This window comes from Halomonas salipaludis (assembly GCF_002286975.1).
Classification (GTDB): Bacteria; Pseudomonadota; Gammaproteobacteria; order Pseudomonadales; family Halomonadaceae; genus Franzmannia; species Franzmannia salipaludis.
Window position 1 is genome coordinate 220,067 of record NZ_NSKB01000004.1, and the last position, 18,890, is coordinate 238,956.

General features: G+C 65.8%; 15 protein-coding genes and 1 tRNA gene. 7 read left to right on the forward strand and 9 right to left on the reverse strand.

Going from position 1 to position 18,890, the window contains the following annotated elements:
• Window position 1: 1 nt before the first annotated feature.
• From CK498_RS26175 to CK498_RS11570, 4 genes are read right to left on the reverse strand one after another with little or no spacing between them, the layout of a single operon-like run.
• Window positions 2-1,552, reverse strand: a complete 1,551-nt coding sequence (locus CK498_RS26175; protein ID WP_095621013.1) for a c-type cytochrome — start codon at window positions 1,550-1,552, stop codon at window positions 2-4.
• A gap of 7 nt (window positions 1,553-1,559) precedes the next feature.
• Complete coding sequence (locus CK498_RS11560) at window positions 1,560-2,915, reverse strand: NADH:flavin oxidoreductase (RefSeq protein WP_095621014.1); 1,356 nt, start codon at window positions 2,913-2,915, stop codon at window positions 1,560-1,562.
• Complete coding sequence (locus CK498_RS11565) at window positions 2,912-3,820, reverse strand: hypothetical protein (protein ID WP_141246944.1); 909 nt, start codon at window positions 3,818-3,820, stop codon at window positions 2,912-2,914. Before CK498_RS11565 ends, CK498_RS11560 begins: the two co-directional genes overlap by 4 nt.
• Before the next feature lie 36 nt (window positions 3,821-3,856).
• On the reverse strand, window positions 3,857-5,665 hold the full coding sequence (locus CK498_RS11570; protein WP_217987756.1) for a peroxidase family protein: 1,809 nt from the start codon (window positions 5,663-5,665) through the stop codon (window positions 3,857-3,859).
• A gap of 203 nt (window positions 5,666-5,868) precedes the next feature.
• Between CK498_RS11570 and CK498_RS11575 the strand changes: the two genes are divergently transcribed.
• The 4 genes from CK498_RS11575 to CK498_RS11585 are packed head-to-tail and all read left to right on the forward strand — an operon-like array spanning window position 5,869 to window position 9,392.
• The gene (locus tag CK498_RS11575) at window positions 5,869-6,246 is read left to right on the forward strand and encodes a hypothetical protein (protein ID WP_141246945.1); all 378 of its coding nucleotides are present in this window, start codon (window positions 5,869-5,871) and stop codon (window positions 6,244-6,246) included.
• Between the two features lie 21 nt (window positions 6,247-6,267).
• Window positions 6,268-7,737, forward strand: a complete 1,470-nt coding sequence (locus tag CK498_RS11580; protein ID WP_095621017.1) for a c-type cytochrome — start codon at window positions 6,268-6,270, stop codon at window positions 7,735-7,737.
• 18 nt (window positions 7,738-7,755) lie between these two features.
• Window positions 7,756-7,983 carry a hypothetical protein gene (locus CK498_RS26180; protein ID WP_176475781.1) on the forward strand — a complete coding sequence of 76 codons (228 nt, stop codon included), beginning with the start codon at window positions 7,756-7,758 and terminating at the stop codon, window positions 7,981-7,983.
• A complete protein-coding gene (locus CK498_RS11585) occupies window positions 7,980-9,392 on the forward strand; it encodes a patatin-like phospholipase family protein (protein ID WP_176475782.1) in 1,413 nt (470 codons plus the stop codon). Before CK498_RS26180 ends, CK498_RS11585 begins: the two co-directional genes overlap by 4 nt.
• A 12-nt stretch (window positions 9,393-9,404) precedes the next feature.
• On the opposite strand, the gene CK498_RS11590 is transcribed toward CK498_RS11585, so the two are convergent.
• The 5 genes from CK498_RS11590 to CK498_RS11610 all read right to left on the reverse strand — a co-directional run bounded on the left by CK498_RS11590 (window position 9,405) and on the right by CK498_RS11610 (window position 15,270).
• Window positions 9,405-10,811, reverse strand: a complete 1,407-nt coding sequence (locus CK498_RS11590; protein WP_095621019.1) for an esterase/lipase family protein — start codon at window positions 10,809-10,811, stop codon at window positions 9,405-9,407.
• A gap of 156 nt (window positions 10,812-10,967) precedes the next feature.
• Window positions 10,968-11,813, reverse strand: a complete 846-nt coding sequence (locus CK498_RS11595; protein WP_095621020.1) for a hypothetical protein — start codon at window positions 11,811-11,813, stop codon at window positions 10,968-10,970.
• Window positions 11,814-11,887: 74 nt separating this feature from the next.
• Window positions 11,888-12,880 carry a class I SAM-dependent methyltransferase gene (locus CK498_RS11600; RefSeq protein ID WP_095621021.1) on the reverse strand — a complete coding sequence of 331 codons (993 nt, stop codon included), beginning with the start codon at window positions 12,878-12,880 and terminating at the stop codon, window positions 11,888-11,890.
• Window positions 12,877-13,701: a methyltransferase gene (locus CK498_RS11605; protein ID WP_095621022.1), complete on the reverse strand. Its 825-nt coding sequence runs from the start codon at window positions 13,699-13,701 to the stop codon at window positions 12,877-12,879. The genes CK498_RS11600 and CK498_RS11605 overlap by 4 nt, the downstream gene beginning before the upstream one ends.
• Before the next feature lie 33 nt (window positions 13,702-13,734).
• Window positions 13,735-15,270: an amidase gene (locus tag CK498_RS11610; protein ID WP_095621023.1), complete on the reverse strand. Its 1,536-nt coding sequence runs from the start codon at window positions 15,268-15,270 to the stop codon at window positions 13,735-13,737.
• A 164-nt stretch (window positions 15,271-15,434) separates the two neighbouring features.
• Here CK498_RS11610 and CK498_RS11615 point away from each other — a divergent pair, with 164 nt between their 5' ends.
• The 3 genes from CK498_RS11615 to CK498_RS11625 all read left to right on the forward strand — a co-directional run bounded on the left by CK498_RS11615 (window position 15,435) and on the right by CK498_RS11625 (window position 18,694).
• Window positions 15,435-17,510 carry a putative bifunctional diguanylate cyclase/phosphodiesterase gene (locus tag CK498_RS11615; protein WP_095621024.1) on the forward strand — a complete coding sequence of 692 codons (2,076 nt, stop codon included), beginning with the start codon at window positions 15,435-15,437 and terminating at the stop codon, window positions 17,508-17,510.
• 50 nt (window positions 17,511-17,560) lie between these two features.
• Window positions 17,561-17,637, forward strand: a tRNA-Arg gene (locus tag CK498_RS11620).
• A 145-nt stretch (window positions 17,638-17,782) separates the two neighbouring features.
• Window positions 17,783-18,694 carry a MurR/RpiR family transcriptional regulator gene (locus tag CK498_RS11625; RefSeq protein ID WP_229359051.1) on the forward strand — a complete coding sequence of 304 codons (912 nt, stop codon included), beginning with the start codon at window positions 17,783-17,785 and terminating at the stop codon, window positions 18,692-18,694.
• Window positions 18,695-18,890 lie beyond the last annotated feature (196 nt).

The following is an 18,890-nucleotide window of genomic DNA, read 5'->3' on the forward strand; positions in this document are numbered from 1 at the left end:
TCTAAAAGGTCAGTAGGTAATCGAGCAGATCCGAGCGCTCCTGCGCCGTCAGCTCGGTACCATAGGCATGCCCCTGGCGGCCGTTGCCGGGCTGGCTGGTATCGAAGCAGAAGCCTTCCGTCAGGGGCTCGCCAGGCGTGCAGTCGGGTGCCATGAAACCGCCCTTCTCCTCGTCCAGCACATCCAGCCCGCGCACGAAGGCCTGCGGACGTTCTGCCGGCGGCAGCAGCAGATCGTGCAGGGTCGGCACGGCGCCGTTGTGCAGATAGGGCGCGCGCAGCCAGAGGCCGTCGAGGGGCAAGTTGGCGTAGCCGTCGGTCTTACGGAAATGCCGGAAGCGGTAGCGCTCATCGTCCTCGAACAGGGTCAGCTGATAGCGCTGCAGGGTCTCGGTGTAGCTGTCGAGCCGAGCCGGATCGACGCCCAGCTGCTCGTTGGGCACCACCTGGCCGAGGCGCCCCCCTTCGAAGACGTAGCGCTCGCCCTGCTGGTAGCCGTGACAGTCGGCGCAGTGGCGCATGTAGAGCGGCTTGCCGGCGGCCACCGCGTCGGGATCGGGGCGATAGGGGCTGGGCGGTGGGGCGAGGTCCAGCAGCCAGTCGGCGACCCGCTCGATACCCGCGTGGTCGACGCTCTCCTCGGTCACCCCGGCGCCGATGGCGGCGCTCAGGTTGCGCTCCTGCAGCGAGGCGTTGTTGCCATCCCAGTGCAGATCCATGCCCTGCCGGGGGCGCTGGTGGAAGATCGCCGGGAAGTCGCTGGTGCCGATCCGCTCCGCCTCGGCCAGTTCATCCATATCCATGTCGAACTGCAGCAGCTTGTAGGGATTGAAGGTATCCACGCGCCCCGGCCCCCAGGGCGGCTGCTCAGCCAGCAGTGGCGCAAGCGTCGCGCGGGTCTCCAGCAGCCCCTCACGCACCCGGGGCAGCACCGCATAGCGCCATACCTGCCGCTCGATCATGCCCAGCGACTGGCCCTGCTCGTCCATGGCCGCCAGCACGCTATCCGGGGCCAGCCGCGGGTCATCGGCGATCTCCAGCAGAAAGCCGATAAAGGCATAGAGGTCCAGGTTGTTGGACGGCATGCCGGCGATCTGTCGCGGTGTGGCATCCGGCGACTCGCGGACCGTCCCCACGTGGCACAGCGCACAGTTGAACCAGGCGATCTCCACCCCGCGCACCTCGCGGGTCCCGACGCCGATGGGCAAGTCCCCACGGCTCGCCTCGTCGCCCGGCACGTAGAGAAAGCCGAACGCCTCATAGTGCTGGCCGTCGAAGACGTCCGGGAACAGGTCCGGCAGCACCCGCCACAGTCGCACCGGCAGCCCGCTGACCTCGCTGCCGATGGAGCCATGCCGAAAGTGGGTCTCCGGGTCGGCGTAGTGACGCAGCGACTCGCCGCTATAGCGCCACAGGGTCGGCACGCCAACCGCCAGAGCCAGCAGGCCGGCCAACACCACGGCCAGGACGAGCAGGGCCAGCGGCAGACGCCGCCAGCACCGGCGGCGGGCCTCCTGTTGTACGGCGGTGACGGGTGGCTCCTGTGATCTCATGGCAGCCTCACGGATTCTGCGCTGGCGGCACCGGGGGCAGGCGCAGCTCGGGTCGGGTGTCGTAGATGCTCATCAGGGTCGCGATCATGCGCTCGTGGTCGCCGTCGAAGCGCGACAGCTCGTAGCAGCCCAGCGGGTTCTTGGGCGCGTTGAGCAAACACTTGTTGCAGAAGGTACAGGGACGTGTCGGCGCGTCCTGCCCGGCCTGCCACTGCTTGAGTAGGTCGGGATTGGCGATCAGCGCGCGGGCGCTGGAGACCGCGTCGCAGGCCCCGCTGGCGATAGCCTCGCGCACCAGAGAGGCGCGCTGATAGCCACCGGTGCTGATCACCGGAATGCCCACCGCCTGGCGGACGGCGCGCGCCTCGTCCAGGCTCACCCCCTCTACGGCGTGGCCGCGCTGGTGACGGGACCACAGCCAGCGAAAGATCCAGCGCAGCGACCTGTAGCGGAACAATAGGTAGTTGCGAAAGGTGTTGGTGCCGGCGGAGAGCATAGCATCGTAGGTGCTGGCGATGGTCTCGAAGGCAAAGTCCCCCGGCGGGTTCAGGGGGTGGGGGAACAGGCTGCCGACCGACACGTGCAGAGCATCGGCCCCCGCCGTCTCGGCCCAGCGACACACCTGCAGGCTCTCCGCCAGGGTATTGCCCTTGCGCTCCCAGGGCAGGATGTCGTTGTGGTCCACGGCACTGATCTTGACCTGCAGGTGGAAGTCCGGCCCCACCCGCTGGCGAATGGCGCGGATCACCTCCAGCAGAAAGCGTGCGCGGTTGGCCAGCGAGCCGCCGTAGCGGTCGCGCCGGTCATTGATGGCGGAACTCAGAAACTGGGTGAACATGTAGCCGTTGGCGGCGTGCAGCTCCACTCCGTCGAGCCCGGCCTCACGGGCCCGCCAGGCCCCGTCGGCGAAGGCCTGGACGGTGCGTTCGATCTCGTGGCCGCTCATGGCCCGGCACAGGAAGCCGTGCAGGGGCTCCTGGTGGTCGGTTGAGCTGAGCGACCGGCGATGCTGGTTGTGAACCCCGGGGAGATCCATCTGCCGCCCGGAGTGACTGAGCTGCAGGATGTACTTGCAGTCGAAGCGGTGCACCGCCTCGCCGAGGCGCTGCCATAGCGGGATGAAGTCGTCGCGGTGAATGGTGGCATAGCCGGCGATGATGCGCCCCTCCATCTGCACCGGCACGAAGGAGGAGATGATCGCGCCCACTCCCCCACGGGCGAACTGACACTCCCAGTTGATGCGCGTCTGGGTCAGGCTGCCGTCCTCGTTGTCGAAGCGCCCGGAAATGTTCGAGCGGAACAGGCGATTCTTGACCGCCAGGTTGCGCCACGCCAGCGGCGAGAAGATCACATCCTCGCTCATCGCCCGCCCTCCCCTGAGCGGATTGCCACGGCCCGCGCCCAGGTATCGGCCAGCAGCGCCAGGATGAAACGTCGGGCCGGGCAGCGCGCCCAGCTATCGCTCATAAAGGCCAGCCCCGGGTCGCCGCTGCTGCGAACGCCCTCGGCGAGCCGCAGCAGTACCAGATCGCCGGGCACCAAGCGACGCGGGGAACACGGTGTCGACAGCGGCGCCAGCACCTGGCGCAGCAGCGTTTCCGGCACGCTGAGGCAGCGCCCCAGCACCGCCGCCTCGGGCAGCGCTGCGGCGCCCGGCGTGCCGGCCAGGGCACGCATCGCCTCCAGCGCCCCTACCAGATTGTGCACCGCCACGCTGGTGGCATGCAGGGTCATGGCGTCCCCCTCGGCTCGCTCTTGCAGCAGTTGGCGGTCGCGACGCAGTTGGCCGCTTAAGCGCTGAAGAAGGGCGCGTAACGCCTGGGTGCGCGGATAGTCATTGAGCCGACGGGCCGCGGCAAAACTCGCCTCGTCGGCCCGGTAGTCGTCGCGAAACCGCCGTCCCAGCAGCCCCTGGGCGGCAGGCCCCAGCGCCTCGATGTCGGCCTGGCCGGCGACCCCCTCCAGCAGGGTCTTGAAGGCCGGATCCTGGCGCCAGCTCGCTGCCTCGGCGCCCTCGTCCAGGCGCCGCCCCAGCTCGGCGTGGTGCGACTCGCGCCCCTCGGCCTCGCGGCCCAGCAGGGCCGGCAGCGGCTCACCATCGAAGACGAAAGCGCCGCGCAGGCGCGCCAGACGTAGGCGGTTGATCACCCCGCCGCTGGGAGCCAGGGAGCGGTCGAGGCGTGAGTCGCCGTCGAGCAGGCGAATCTCCCGAGGATCGCTGACCTCCAGAACACTGATCAGACCGGGCACATGTCGTCGTCTAGCCATGCCAGCCCCCTGTCCGCTATGCGAGATCTATCCGTATTAACCACGGTTCCACGGGAAGAAGGCATTGCGCACGCCCTCCAGCCGCGGCGCCAGGTCGGGAAAGTGACGGCCGATGACCGACGCCATGCCGTTGTCGTCGATCCACTCCATGCCTGCTTGGGTGTAGACCTCGGGGGTGTAGTCGTCGGTGAAGAAGCGGTCGCTCTTGAGGCGTCGCGAGGCCATCAGGATGAAGATCCGGAAGGCGGTATCGCTGAAGGCAAAGCCGGGTGGCGGGGTCTCGGCCAGGCAGCCGATCAGCAGGTCGACCTCCTCGACGTCGCCGTAGACCGCCTCCAGTTCGCGCTGCCACTCGGGGTTATCGGTCAGCTCGGCAAAGCTCGCGGGGGCCGGCATGTCGATCAAGCGGCGGAAGCGGCAGTAGCGCGGCACCCCGCGCTCGCGGTCACGCAGTACATCCACCGTGGCCAGGTCGATCATGCGGTGATGGGGCGCCTGCTTCTCGTGCTGCTGCAGGTGGCTCGGGAAATTGTGCAACACCAGGGCACCGGGGTGGCTGGTGCCCAGCGAGTAGAGCGCATCGCTCAGCGAGACTTCAGCATACAGCGCCTGGGTCAGGGAGCCGGCCACCTCGGTGAGGCCGCACTCCTTGATCAGGCTGTCGTCGTCCAGACGGCGGAAGCTGAAATCGTCGGGAATCAGCGGGTGCATGCGGTAGACCGCGCTGAACTCCTCGGTAATGGCGTAGGGTGCGGCGTGGTGATCCACCGGCGAGCCAACGATGCCGCTGAACAGTTCGCTGTCGCTGACACGCCCGCGGCTGCGGTAGAAGTGCTCGTCGAGCACGCCCCACCAGTTGGATCGCATGCCCAGGCGCAGCTCCGGGGTATCGAGCAGCGCCGGGGTCCACTCGACGGTATGGATCTTGGCGATCAGCGCCGCATTCACCAGCCGGGCCTTCTGGAACAGCCACTCGCCGTCGCGATCGGGATGCTCGATGCGCAGCCGGTCGACGATGGCGTTGTGCTCCATGGCGAACAGAGTGTGCATCAGCGATAGTCCTATCCACCAGTTGCCGTTGGTACCCGCCAGCTCGATGCCGTGCTCATCCAGCGGCAGGTGGCCATCGGGCTTGAGGTAGAGCTTGCCATTGGGCAGCAGTTCGCCGCTGTTGGGGTCGCTGCGCACCAGGCGCTGGCGGCGCAGATTGCTGCCGTAGATCTGCGAGGCGTCCCACCACTGGGTCTCGGTATTGAGGAAGGTGTCGGGATGGCCTTCATCGGCGGATGAGCGGGTGTTATCGCGGCGGCTGCGCAGCACCGTCATCTGTTCCCAGGGCCAGTCATCGTCCTCGTCCAGGGGCACCTGGTAGCGCTCGGCCTCGGTGTCGTTGCTGCCATGGCTGAACCAGTCGTGGACCATGAACTGCAGCCAGGCCGGCACCAGGACGTTGAGAGTCGTCGCCGGCACGAAGGGGTCGCGGGTCATCAGGCGCCGGCTGACCACCCGGGGACTGGGTGTCATCAGCCTATCGCCGGTCTCGCCGAAGGTCTCGGCAGGCGGCACGTTGCGCCCGAAGCGGGTATACGCCTTGCCCATGGCCGGCGCCGCCAGATCGTTGTAGCTGCCGTCGGCGGTACGGAATTGATGGACGTCGATCTCTTCCCGCTCGGGGTCTTGCGGGCGTTCACGCTCGGTGGAGTAGAGATTATGCCAGCGCAGGTTGCGGCGCAGGGCGACGAGATTGAGAACGGCGACGGGAAAGGGAAATCGATACCACTGGCGGCGGCGATTGATGCGCCGGAACATCCTACCGAGCAAACCGCTTCCACGCTGACCGAACATGGCACGCCTCCCCTGAACAATGCCGCCGTTGCCAACCCAACGAGTCGATGCTGCTCAACAGCCTCGAGCTCCCCTAAGCCCAGAGGCTCCGACACCGCGGGTACAGCGTGACCTAACCGAACTTGACTACTAACCTCTAGCACAGGGTTTGACTTCCCACCAGCAAGGGAACGGGAACAAGCCTGGCCGGGGGGCAGCGGATAATGGGCAGCTATGCAGCGGGATTTCGCGTCATGGTACTGCTGGGGGTGGTGGCCAACCTCCTCTTCGCCCTGCCTGCGGTCTTTGCCCCCAACGCGGTAATCAGCCTGGTCGGGGGCGCCCCGGTTGCCGAGCCGGTGTGGCCCGCCTTCGCCGCCTGGCTGCTTATCCTGCTCAGCCTGTTCTACCTGCCGGCGGCATTCGATCCTTTTCACTACCGGGCCATCGCCGTGCTCACCGTCCTGGCGCGTTTCGCCGGGGTGGTGTTCTTCACCCTGCTGCATCCGCAGTTTCCGCTGTTCGCCCTGATCGATCTGTTCTTCGGCGTGACCCAGGGCGTCCTGTTGCTGCTACTTCGCCGCGCCGAAAAGACGGCATAACGTACTCGAGGAGAGACCGCCATGGCACCCACACACCAAGAGAATTCCAAGTCTTCGCGGCGCTGGTGGGTATGGCTGCTCCTGCTGCTGATGGCCGGCGGAGCGATTGCCGTCGTTGGCTGGTACCAGCTGTTCCGCGAGGAGCCGCAGCGCTTCGATAGCGTCGAGGCGTATTATCTCTACGGCTCCATCGGCGCCGAGCAGGAAGAGGGCATTCCCTACTGGATCTGGCGCGTGCTGCCGGAGGTCTTCCCCCAGCACCTGCCCGGGGAAGAGGGCTATGCCAGTCTGGGCATGCTCTGGGAGGAGGACGAGGCGACGCCGGCCGGCTTCTCCAAGAAGACCATCGGCTTCCCACGTATCGCCATCAACTGCGCGGCCTGCCACACCGCCAGCTATCGCACCTCAGAAGACGCCGAACGCCAGATCGTACCCACCGGCCCCCACCAGACCTTCGATCCCCAGGCCTACCTGACCTTCCTGGGGAATGCCGCCAATGACCCGGACTTCACCGCCGCCACCCTCCTGCCGGCCATCGAGGCGGAGATCGACCTCTCCTGGCTCGACCGCCTGCTCTACCGCTTTCTGATCATTCCGCGAACCCGTGACGGGCTACAGGAGCAGGCCGCCCGCTTCACCTGGACCGACGAGCGCCCGCGCTGGGGGCCGGGGCGCATCGACCCCTTCAATCCGGTCAAGTTTCACCCCGACCTGCTGGCACTCGACCCCGCCGAGGACGATACCATCGGCAACTCGGACATCATGCCGCTGTGGGCGATGGACGAGCAGCAGGGCTTCGCCCTGCACTGGGACGGCCTCAACGACTCCCTGACCGAGGTAGTGCTGAGCGGTGCCATCGGCGACGGTGCACGCCCGGATTCGCTGCCCGTGGACGACCTCGCCGACCTGGAAGCGTATCTGCTGACCAAGCGTCCGCCACCTTACCCCTTTCTCGACGATCTCGACGCCGAGCTGGCTGCCGAGGGCGAAGCGCTGTTCCAGCAGACCTGCGCCGGCTGCCACGGCCTGGAGGGCGCGCGCATCGGCACGGTGATCCCCCAACCGGAAGTCGGCACCGACCCCCACCGCCTGGCGATGTGGACCGCCGAGGCCGCCGAGCGCTACAACGCCTACGCCGAGGAGTACCCCTGGGACTTCAACGCCTTCGTCAAGACCGATGGCTACGTGGCCAAGCCGTTGACCGGCATCTGGCTGCGCGCGCCCTACCTGCACAACGGCTCGGTGCCTACCCTGGAAGATCTGCTACAGCCCGCCGGGCAGCGCCCCGAGCGCTTCTACCGCGGCTACGACGTCTATCATCCTGAGCGCCTGGGCTTCATTCACGACGGCGAGTCTGCCGAACGTCATGGCTTCCTGTATGACACCACCGAGCCGGGCAACAGCAACCAGGGGCACGACGGCGCCGCCTTCGGCACCCAGCTCGACGACGATGACAAAGCGGCGTTAATCGAATACCTCAAAACGCTATAAGGCGCTAGGAGTCTCACCATGGCCGAATACCTGAAGGTGGTTTTTCCCGAGCGCCGCGAGGTCTGGATCGACGGTGAACCTGCCGCCTGGACCCAGTCGGTGTGCCAGGTCGATGCCGGCTGGTACACGCTGACGCTGGCCCCGCCCCAGGACTTCGCGCCCGAGTGCCAACGGGTGGAGATCGTCGATACCCTGCCCTCGGCGCCGCTGGTCGTCGAATTCACCCTCAAGGAGCCGGGCCAGTGAGCTCTCTCGCCGGGCGCTTGATCGGCCCACTCGCGGCGCTGGCAGTGCTCGCCGGCTGCGCCACCTTCCCCGAGGCCCAGCCCCTGGAGCGTGTCGATACCGGCAGCGGCTACCGCTATGCCAACCTCGAAGGTGCCGAAAACAGCGAGGAGCTGTTCGTGATCCTCAGCTTTTCCGGCGGGGGCACGCGGGCCGCTGCCCTCGCCTACGGCGTGCTGGAGAAGCTACGTGACAGCTGGGTCGAGATGGACGGGGAGTCGCGCAACCTGCTGGATGAGGTGGACGTCATCTCGTCGGTATCCGGTGGCAGCTTCACCGCGGCCTACTACGGGCTGCAGCGTGACGCCATCTTCGAGGAGGGTGGCAGGTTCCAGCGCCAGTTCCTCTATCGCGACGTCGAGTCGGACCTCAAGCGCCGGCTGCTCAGCCCCTTCAACTGGGCGCGGCTGGCCTCGCCGACCTACGGTCGCATCGAACTCGCCGAGGAGGTCTACCAGCAGCTGCTGTTCGACCGGGCCAGCTTCGCCGACCTGGCGGATGGCGGCCGCAAGCCCTTCCTGCTGATCAACGCCACCGACATGGACAAGGGCTCCCAGTTCACCTTCGTACAGTCGCAGCTGGACCCGATGTGCGTCGATCTCGACAGCATCCCGCTGTCGCGTGCCGTGGCGGCCTCCTCCAACTTTCCCATCGCCTTCACGCCGCTGACCCTCAACAGCTACCCCGGACGCTGCGGCTACCAGGAGCCGCCCTGGGTGGCCAATGCCCTGGAGGGCCTGAATACCAACCCGCGGCGCTACTACCGCGCCCGCCACTGGCAGCGCTACCAGGAGCCCGAGCGCGACTACGTGCACCTGCTCGACGGCGGTGTCTCGGATAATATCGGCCTGCGCCCGGCCCTCGATGCCCTGCGCGCCCCTACCCTGCAGGAGGTGGAGTGGAGCGTGCTGAACAAGATGAACCGGGAACTCGTCGACAAGCTGGTGGTGATCGTGGTCGACGCCAAGTCGGAAAACCTCGCCGCAGACGTCGACACCTCGCCCCGCTCTCCCGGCCCCAGGCAGGTGATCAACACCATCTCCACCACGCCGCTGGCCAACTACTCCTTCGATACGGTCGAGCTGCTCAGGGAGGCACTGCGCGACCGCGCGGACGCCCAGCGGCTATCCCTGGACGCCGGCACCGGGATGCACCAGATCGATCTCTACTACATCTACGTCGGTTTCGATCAGTTGACCGACGACGCCGAGCGCGAGCGCTTCCAGGGCATTCCCACCCGCTTCCGGCTCCCCGACGAGGAGGTCGATGCGCTGCGCCATGTTGGCGCCGAGCTGCTCGAGCAGTCGCCCTGTTTCCAGCAGCTGGTGGGCCAGCGCGACGGATCGACTGGGCGCCTGTGCAGCCACTGACGGCGCAGCCGATCAATCCTGCGGCTCGCTCAATCGCAGCACATTGTCGGCCTGGGAGCGGTGCAGGCAGACCTCCACCAGCAGGGTGCGATGGGGCTGGAACAGTGACCTCAGCTGGTCGACGTCCAGGCAGAGGTCCTCGATGTCCTCGTCGGCCAGGGTGCGAAACCCCACCGGGGTGTAGCGCGCGTTCTGCTCGTCCTCATCCAGCATCGGCTCGGCGGTGATCGACATGCCCAGCCGGGTGTTGGCTCGCTCGACGGCCTCACACAGTCGATTCGTATCGATATACAGGCTACGCAGCGAGGTGTCGGCCCGGTAATTGTGCACCTTGCGAATCGCCGCCTCGTGGATGGTGCGCGCCAGCGCCCCGCCATCGGGACGGTTGGGATCGTAGAACTCGATCAGGTAGTCCGCGACCGGCATCTCGAACTGGTCGCGCACACGCACCACCGTGTTCTGGAAGCCCGGTTTGCCGCGCCGCTCTCCCGGCTGGCGTGTCAGTGCCTGGTTGGTGGCGTCGCACTCATCACAGAAGGCGTCGAACCCATCGTCGTCGATGGTCAGGGCGCGCTCGATCAGCGCCAGGGTCTCCTGCTGGCCTTGGCTCAGTCGACTTTCAGCGGCGTCGAGCTTGATCGCCGAGTGGTCCAGCCCGTCGAGGATCCGAAAGGCGCAGCGCCCACTGGCTTGGCGATAGTCGACCATCTCCGGCACGGTGACCCGGCCGCTGTCGCGCAGCTCCTCGCGAAAGACGATATTCACATGCGCACAGTCGAGGTTGGCCGTGGCCAGCCGTACGGTGCCGTCGCCCCCCTCCTCGTTGGCCAGCGCGCGGATGCCGCCGTAGCCGGTGTTGCCACACAGTACGCTGCACAGCACCCGTCCAGGGCCATACATACCCGCTCCCGCGACGAAGCGATCCTGCATGGCCAGCTCCCAGCTGTAGGGGCTGGCCAGCTCCAGGCCGCGCAGGATATTGGCCCCGGTCTCCATCACCGCCTGCCCCGACTGGCGGCTGAAGAAGCCGTTGGTGATACGCCCCAGCATCGAGCGGCCCACGTGGGCCAGCGGTGAGCCGAAGTTGGCCGGCGCGAGCATCACCAGATGCTTGACCGGCGCGGCATCGGGGGCGAAGTGACGCACCAGCCAGTCGCGAATCACCAGGCCGCCCGTGGAGTGTACGATGAGGTCGACGCTAGCGGCGTCGCGCGGCAGCCCCTGCAGCGTCCAGGCACGATCCAGGGCTGCCTGCAGGTCATCGAAGCGCAGGGCATCGTCCTTGGAGAGGTAGTCGCCGATGGCAATGCGCTGAACGCGCCCCGCTCCCAGCCGCTTGCGCAGGTGCCCGACCAGCCTCTCGAATGATTTACCTTCGTCGTTCCAGCCGTGCAGCAGCACCAGGGGACGATCGCTCATGACACAGCCTCCCACTCGTTTTGTTGTTATCTGACCCCGGCAACCCGCCTACCGGCGCTCTCTTCATCTCAGGGTAGCCGCCAACACTCGCTTGAGCCTGGCGAGCCAGTGGCGTCCAGCGCTTCATCGAGGTAACGCCCCGAGATGCACCAGTGGCTATTCAGCCCGCGGGTCGCCGGGCAGGTAGTGACCAGTGACCAAGCGATAAGCGTCAGAGGTTCGATCGCCGGGGATGCCGTCGGCCTTGAGGAAGATGCCCGGGAAGCTGGTCAGCCAGTGCTGCAGGCGCTGGGCCTTCTCGGTCTCTACATCACGACGGCTGCGGCGCATGCGATGGCGCGACACCAGGGGGCGCTGGCTGCCGTTATCGCCAGCGGGCTTGGCGGCCACCTGCGCATAGAGCGTCGCCGCCGGCTGGTCGGCCAGGTCAGTCTCTCCGCGCTCGACCAGTCGTCGCAGCACCACCGCCGCACCGCACTGGCGCGACACGGCGCTGTCGGACCAGCGGCCATCGGCCACATAGCGGCCGCTGGTGTAGTGCGTCGAGAAGCTCCACAGGTAGGGCGAAAGCACATGCGGGTGGTACATCCGGTAGCCCCAGCCGTTATAGCGCTCCAGCTGGTAGAGGGTACCGGCCAGGCTCCAGTCGGTATCGCCGTCCAGGCGCTTGAGGGCCATGGCATCGGCGGCGCTCACCTCCCAGTCGAAAGGCGGGCTACCGTGTTTCGGCCGGCCCGCGGGCACCTGAACGGTGCGCGCGCTGAGCGGATCACCGTTGTGCAGGTGGCAGCGGAAACTGCTGCCGGATTCCATGCTGTGCACCAGTGCCACGAAGTGCCAGGGCACGCCGCGGCGCTCGGTCACCGCCCGGTAGCGGTCGCGATGGGCGAGCAGCCGCTCGACGCTCTGCTCCACCGCAGCCTGGCGCTTGGCAAGGATCTCACAGCTCTCGAATAGCCGCTGGTACTCGCGGCGCAGGGAGTCGGTCAGTCGGATCGCCATGGGAGCCTCCTGGGTTTCCTGATCAGCGTAGACCAGGAACGCCAGCCGGGCTCCGACGTCCCTCGCTGCGCTTTCTAGCCTTTTCTGGCCCGATAAACCCGAAAGCGTCGATCATCGGCGAGGATCTCGAAACCGCCGAAGGCCCGCTCGAGGAGCGCCGGATAGGGCAGGAAGGCGTTGGCCACCAGCGTCAGGCTGCCGCCCGCCGTGAGGCGCGCCGGGGCCTCGCCGATCAGTCGCGCCGCCGGTCCGTAATCGATGTCACGCTCCTGGTGAAACGGCGGGTTGCTGACGATTGCATCGAAACAGACCTCTGCCGGCAGCGCCGCGTAGACGTCGCTGCCGATGACCTCACCGATCTGCTGGTTGGCGGCCAGGGTGCGCCGCGCGGCCTCCACCGCGAAGGCGCTGATATCCACCGCGCACACCGCGGCGCCGCGGCTTGCCAGCCAGGCGCTGAGGATGCCGTCGCCACAGCCCACGTCGAGCACCCGCTGCCCGGCCCAATCCGGCTGCCGTTCGAGGACCTCGAGCAGCAGCCGGGTGCCGTCGTCGAGCTTGCCGTGGCCAAACACCCCGGGGTGGCTGACCAGGGTGAGCCCCGCCGCCTCGAAGCGCTGCCAGGCGAGCTCGGGGTCCAGCGAGACCGCCCCCAGGCGGGTCTCGAACAGGGTGCAGCGCCGCGCACTGTCGCGCTTGCGGCAGCCCAAGCCCAGCGCCGCCAGCACCTTGAGGGCACGCTTCACGCCGCCATTGTTCTCGCCCACCACCTGCAGCGGCGTGCCCGCCGGCAGCTGCTGGCACAGCGCCAGCAGCCACCACTCGCCAAGCGCATGGCTCTTGGGCCAGAACAGCACCGCGCCCGGCGGCTCGCCCCAGGCGTCGAAGGGGCCGCAGGCCGAGCGCCCCTGCGCTCGCCAGGCGGCCAGCACGCCGTGGTCGGCGGAGAGCAGCCGGCCGCTGCCGCTCTCCAGCCAGGCGTCACGCGGCGGCGCTACCCACAGCCAGTCGCGGTAGTCGTGATCCTGGCGTGCCAGCAGCTGGCAGACGGGGGTCTCGGCGGTCATGCAGTGGGCTCCTCGGGCTTGCGCAGGGTATAGAGCAGATAGCGCCCCAGACGCCAGTAGGCGTCATCACGGCAGTGGCGCAGCTCCAGGGCGGTGAGCTTGGCCAGCGTCTCGGGGTCGGGGTCGCGCTGGCGCAGATAATCGTGGAAAACGCGAATTCCGGCGCTGCCTTCGACGTCGAGGCCGCACTCCCCCGCCCACTCGACCACCTCGGCGTGGGCGATGGGCGAGATCGGCGTCAGCCGCTGGCGCTGGCCGGTGCCAGCCAGGCGGTCGGCCAGCGCTTTGTCGAGATTGCCCTTGACGATATTCGACAGCCGCAGCGCGTCGCGGTTGAACACCATCAGGCTCAGCTGGCCACCCGGCGCCAGCAGCCCGCTCAGCGTATGCAGCGCCTGGCGCGGGTCGCCCAGCCACTCGAGCACCGCGTGGCAGACGATCAACGGCCAGGGCCCCGGGGCCTGCTCAGGCAGCGCCTGCAGCGGCAGCGCCAAGAACCGCGGGGCCGGGGCGAGTGCTTCCTCGCCCAGCACCCGGCGCGCCTCATCGAGCATCTCGGCGGCGGGCTCGCTGAGGGTCACGGCATGGCCGCGGCGCGCAAACCAGGCGCCCATCTGGCCGAGGCCGGCGCCGACGTCGAGCAGCGGCTGCTGATGCAGGTCAAGCAGCTCGGGCAGCAGATGGTCGAGCAGCGTCAGGCGCAGTTCGCCACGCGGGTGGCCGTAGAGACTGGACGCGAACTTCTCGGCCAGGCCGTCGAAGTGGCGGTCGCCGTGGGCGGAGAGCGGCGCAGGCGAGGCGCCGGTGGGTCGAGAGGCCATCAGCAGTCCGGGCCGGGAAGTGGAAAGGCCATTCTAGCCGGCCGCCGGGGTTTGTTCATCCGCGCCCGGCGGCCAGGGCCGCGGTAGGCGTTCGCCCCAGCCCGCCTCAGCTTCGAGCTGGGCGGCCAGCTGCAGCAGGCGGCGGTCGTCGCCCATCGCACCCAGCACCTGCACACCGATGGGTAGGCCACCGGGGGTAACGTGTAGCGGCAGCGACATCGCCGGCTGGCCGGTGAGGTTGGCCAGTTGGGTATAGGGCGTGTGGCGCAGGGCGTCGCGGGCCAGGCGCTTGAGCATGCCAAGCTCGAGCGCCAGCCGCGGCAACCCCGGCAGTGCCAACAGCGACATCAACCGCTCGCGGGCCGGCGAGGGGTAGAGCTCACCGAGACGCGGCGCCGTTCCCGCGGCCACCGGCATCAGCAGCATGTCGAAGCGCTGGTGGAAGGCCCCCATATCCCGGGCCACGCGGTTCCAGTGGCGCTTGCCGAGCACATAGTCGCGAGCCTTGAGCTGACGCCCCAGGCGGCCCACGGCACGAGTCGCCGGCTCGATGTCGAGCCTGCTTACCGCCACGCCGGTCTCGGCGGCGATCCAGGCCAGATCCGCCGCCAGATGGCCGAGATAGAGCGTCAGGTAGCTGTCGGCCAGCGCCTCGCCGTCCACCGGCGGATCGCACCACTCGACGTGATGCCCCAGTGCCGCGAGGCGCCGAGCGGTGTCCTCGACGGCCAGCCTGGCCTGGGGGTCGAGCTCAGTGCCCAGCGAGCGGCCCAGCGGCTCACCCAGCGACACGGCGATACGCAGGCGCGCTGGCGCTCGCCGGATGGCGTCGAGAAAGCCGTCTTCATGGCCAAGCGGCAGCGGCGCACCGCTGTCCATGCCATTGATATGATCGAGCAGTGCGGCGCTGTCACGCACGCTGCGGGTCACGGCGTGCTCGACCACCGCGCCCTCCCACACCTCGGCGTACATCGGCCCCAGCGGCACCCGCCCGCGCGACGGTTTGAAGCCGAACAGCCCGCAGTAGCTGGCCGGAATACGGATCGAGCCACCGCCGTCGCCGGCCATGGCCAGCGGCACCAAGCCGGCAGCCACCGCGGCGGCGGCCCCGCCACTGGAGCCGCCCGGCGAGCGGCTGGGGTCCCAGGGATTGCGCGGATGGGCGAAGGCCCTGGGCTCGGTGATGCCCATCAGGCCCAGCTCCGGGGTCGCGGTCTGGCCAAGAATGGCGAACCCCATCTGGCGCAGCCGGCTAACCAGGGTCGAGTCCTCGGTGGCACGCCAATCGCGCAGCGCGGCGCTGCCGCAGGCCATGGGCTCGCCCTCGATGGCCATCAACAGATCCTTGGTAAGCAGCGGTACCCCGGCAAACGGCGCCTCGGCGGGGACTCGCGCGAGCTCTTCACGGGCTTTGTCGAAGCGCGTGCGCACCACCGCAGCGAGGCTGGGGTTGGCAGCCTCGATCAGCGTGCATGCGGCCGCCATCACCTCTTCACGACTCACTTCGCCGCGGCGAATCAGCGCACTCAGGCCGCTGGCGTCATGGCATTGGTAGTCATCCAGCTGCATGGTCTCCCCAAGCTCGGTCGTAATAACTCAACATGGCATGAATCCTGCCCCGCTAGGCAATTCCTTCATCCGCCGGCCGCAATGTTCTATCATGCGGGCCCTGGAAACATCATAATTACATTAGATACCACTATAATTACTTACGCTTGGATTAGGACACACACTTGGGCCATCCTGCCGCCTTGCCCGACTCGCTTGCCATCCTGCTCGATATCCCCGGGCTTGCCATCTCCATCGCCGACGGCGAGCGGAGCGAATGCCCGCTATTGTTCGTCAATCGCGAATTCGAGCGTCTGACCGGCTATCGCTACGCGGAGGTCATCGGCCGCTCGTACTGCATGCTACAAAGTCACAGCACCGACCCAGCGGCGGTTGCCACGATCCGCCGCGCGCTGGACGCGAACCAGCCGGTGACGGTAACCCTGGAGAACCGCCATCGGGACGGCACGCCGTTCTGGAACGAGCTCAGCCTGGCGCCGCTGTTCAGTCAGAGTGGCCGCCGCTACCTGGTCGGCATCCAGCGCGACGTTACCCAGCGCGAGCACACCCATCAGCGCATGAAGCTCGCCGATGCGGTATTTCGCAACACCCATGACGGCATCCTGGTCACCGATGCCGATAAGCGCATCATCGATACCAATCCCGCGTTCAGCGAGCTCACCGGCTACCGCCAGGACGAAGTGCTCGGCAAGAAGCCCAATCTACTGTCGTCGGGCAAGCATGACTCCGGCTTCTATCAGAGCATGTTCGCCGCCGTGGCAGAGCGCGGCTACTGGACCGGCGATATCTGGAACACCCGCAAGGATGGCAGCCAGCTGATCGAAAACACCACGATTTCAGCGATCCGCAACGACAGCGGCGAGATCGTCAACTACATCGGGGTATTTCGCGACATCACCCAGCGCCGGCTGAATCAGGCCCGCCTCGAGCGCATGGCCAGCTACGACCCACTCACCGGCCTGTTCAACCGCGAGCACTTCAATACCCTGCTCGAGCGTCAACTGGCCAGTCTGGAGTTTACCCAGAGCGGCCTCGCGGTGCTGTTTCTCGACCTCGACGATTTCAAGCCGATCAACGACAGCTTCGGCCACGCCAGCGGCGATGAGCTGCTCATAGAGATCAGCCGACGGCTCAAGCGGCTGATGCGCGCCAACGACCTCACTGCGCGCTTCGGTGGCGACGAGTTCGTGATCGCGCTGTCCGGGCTCGGCACCCAGGCCAAGGCCGGCAAGGTCGCCGACAAGGTGCTTGCCGACCTCACCCAGCCTTTCGCACTCGACAACGGCCAGCGCGTCGAGATCTCGGCCTCGATCGGCATTGCCTTCACCAGCGACCACCAGGTCAGCTGCAGCGCCCTGCTCGACGCCGCCGATACGGCCATGTACGGCGCCAAGCAGCTGGGCAAGAACCGCATCTCCTTTGCCGACGCCGTCGGCGGCGCAGACGCCACCCAGGACGCCTTCTCGCGGGTCAAGGCGGCCTTCGAAGACGCCGAGATCGCGCTCCACTTCCAGCCAATCCTCGACCTGCGGGCCCATGAAATCGTTGGCTTCGAGGCCCTGGCACGCTGGCACCACCCCATTAAGGGCGTACTCGGCCCGGAGCACTTCATCGATGTGATCACCCAGTCGTCGCTGAGCCTGCCGTTCGGTCGCTGGCTGGTCGATCAGGCCGGCCGCGTGGCACGCCGCTTCCGCGATGCCGGTCACCGGGTGATGATCGCCATCAACCTGTCCCAAGACCAGATCGAGACCGGTGCTTTCATCGAGGCGCTGTCGGCGACCCGTGCCAAGTACGCTCTCGACGAGCCGTTTCTGGTCGCCGAGGTGCTCGAGGCCACCCAGTTCCACGACCTGGAACTGGCCGCAAGCCTGCTGCAGGAGGCACGCGAGCTGGGCGCCAAGATTGCCCTCGACGACTTCGGCACCGGCATCTCGTCGATCACCTACGCCAGCCAACTACCGCTGACCACCATCAAGATCGACCGCATGGCCACCCGCCATGTAGAGGTCCGCCAGGACCGCCAGCAATTCATCAGCGGCATCATCCACATGGGCCACGCCATGCAGCGCAGCGTGCTGGCCGAGGGCATCGAGACGCAGACCCAGCTCGACACCCTGAGCGCCATGGGCTGCGACCTCGGCCAGGGCTTTCATATCGGCAACCCCGTGGACGAGACAACCATGTTCCGACGCTACCTCAGCGATGACACCCCGCCCGAATATCCGCTGAAACACTGAACCCAATGGGTTTATCTCGGCGCATCAGAGGCTTATAATACCGTCCTCACGCCCCCTTAGCTCAGCTGGATAGAGCGTCCCCCTCCTAAGGGGAAGGTCTCAGGTTCGAATCCTGAAGGGGGCGCCATTTAGAGTTTGTGTTGCCACTGTTGGTGCATATCTTCCCACGATGAAGCCCCATTCTTCCATAACACTTTCCCCTGGCCACCCAATTCATCGTCGCTTGCCCATTTAAAAATATTATTAGTGTACTGCATATAAAGGATCATATAGTGAAGAAAGGAAAGAAAGCCATTGATGCCCCGCCGAAAAACATAGAAGAATTAAGAGCCTTATCCATAGCCATCGCTCGCGGACAGAGTAAGCTTCATTTAGGAGCGAAGGCTCAACAAGCGCTTTCGCAACTAGTGGATTTACAGGGTGATCAATCACTACTTTCTATTTCGACACTGGCCACACAGCTTGATGTTAACCCATCAACTATTTCAAGGTTATCAAGAGCACTCGGATATCAGCGATTTGGTGAGTTACAACGTGTATTGCTAAGCCCTAGTGCCGACTCATCTCATAGTTTCTATCGACATCAAGCAGAGATTGCTTTAGATGCTGACAAGGACAATTTTCTTTTAAATTCATACGCATTGAGCAATGAGCACCACTACAACATTGAACTCGCACAGCGTCAAATTCGTACTGGAGACATTGAAAATTTTACAAGAACAGTTATGCAGGCGCGCCATGTCCGCCTCCACGCCATACGACAGTTCCACTCCTTTACTAGCTTTTTGAATTACGGCTTAGGCATGATTCGTGCTGATGTCAGCTTGCTATGTGATGCCAGCTTTAACGTGGCAGAAAGTCTGGCCACTATGACGGAGGACGATGTCCTTATAGCAGCGAGCTGCCAGCCTTATTCAAAGCACGTGGCTGAAGTATGCAAAGTGGCCAGAAGCAACAACATAAAGACCATCACATTCACAGACCACACGAGCTCACCGCTCGTTACATATTCGGACTTTGCAATACTGGTACCCCACGAATCGAGATTCATTTCCAATAGCATAGTGGCGTACATGGCGATGGCTGAATGTCTGATCAACGCCTGCGCAACAACGTCGGGAACCACTGCCGAACACGAGCTTTCAAAGCGTGACAGACTCATCAGTGAATTAAATATAGAGTAAAATAAAAACAATCTCTTATCTATAATCTTAGAGCCTAGCACAGCAGCACGGGCCGCCTGGCTATTTCCTTCTGGGTGTATGTTCAACAGCACGCATGTTTAACATCAAAGCAAGACCCAAACAAGGTTAAATGACACGATATTTAATTACAGGCTATCTATCTCACTTGATACCAAAGTCACATATTGTACATGCG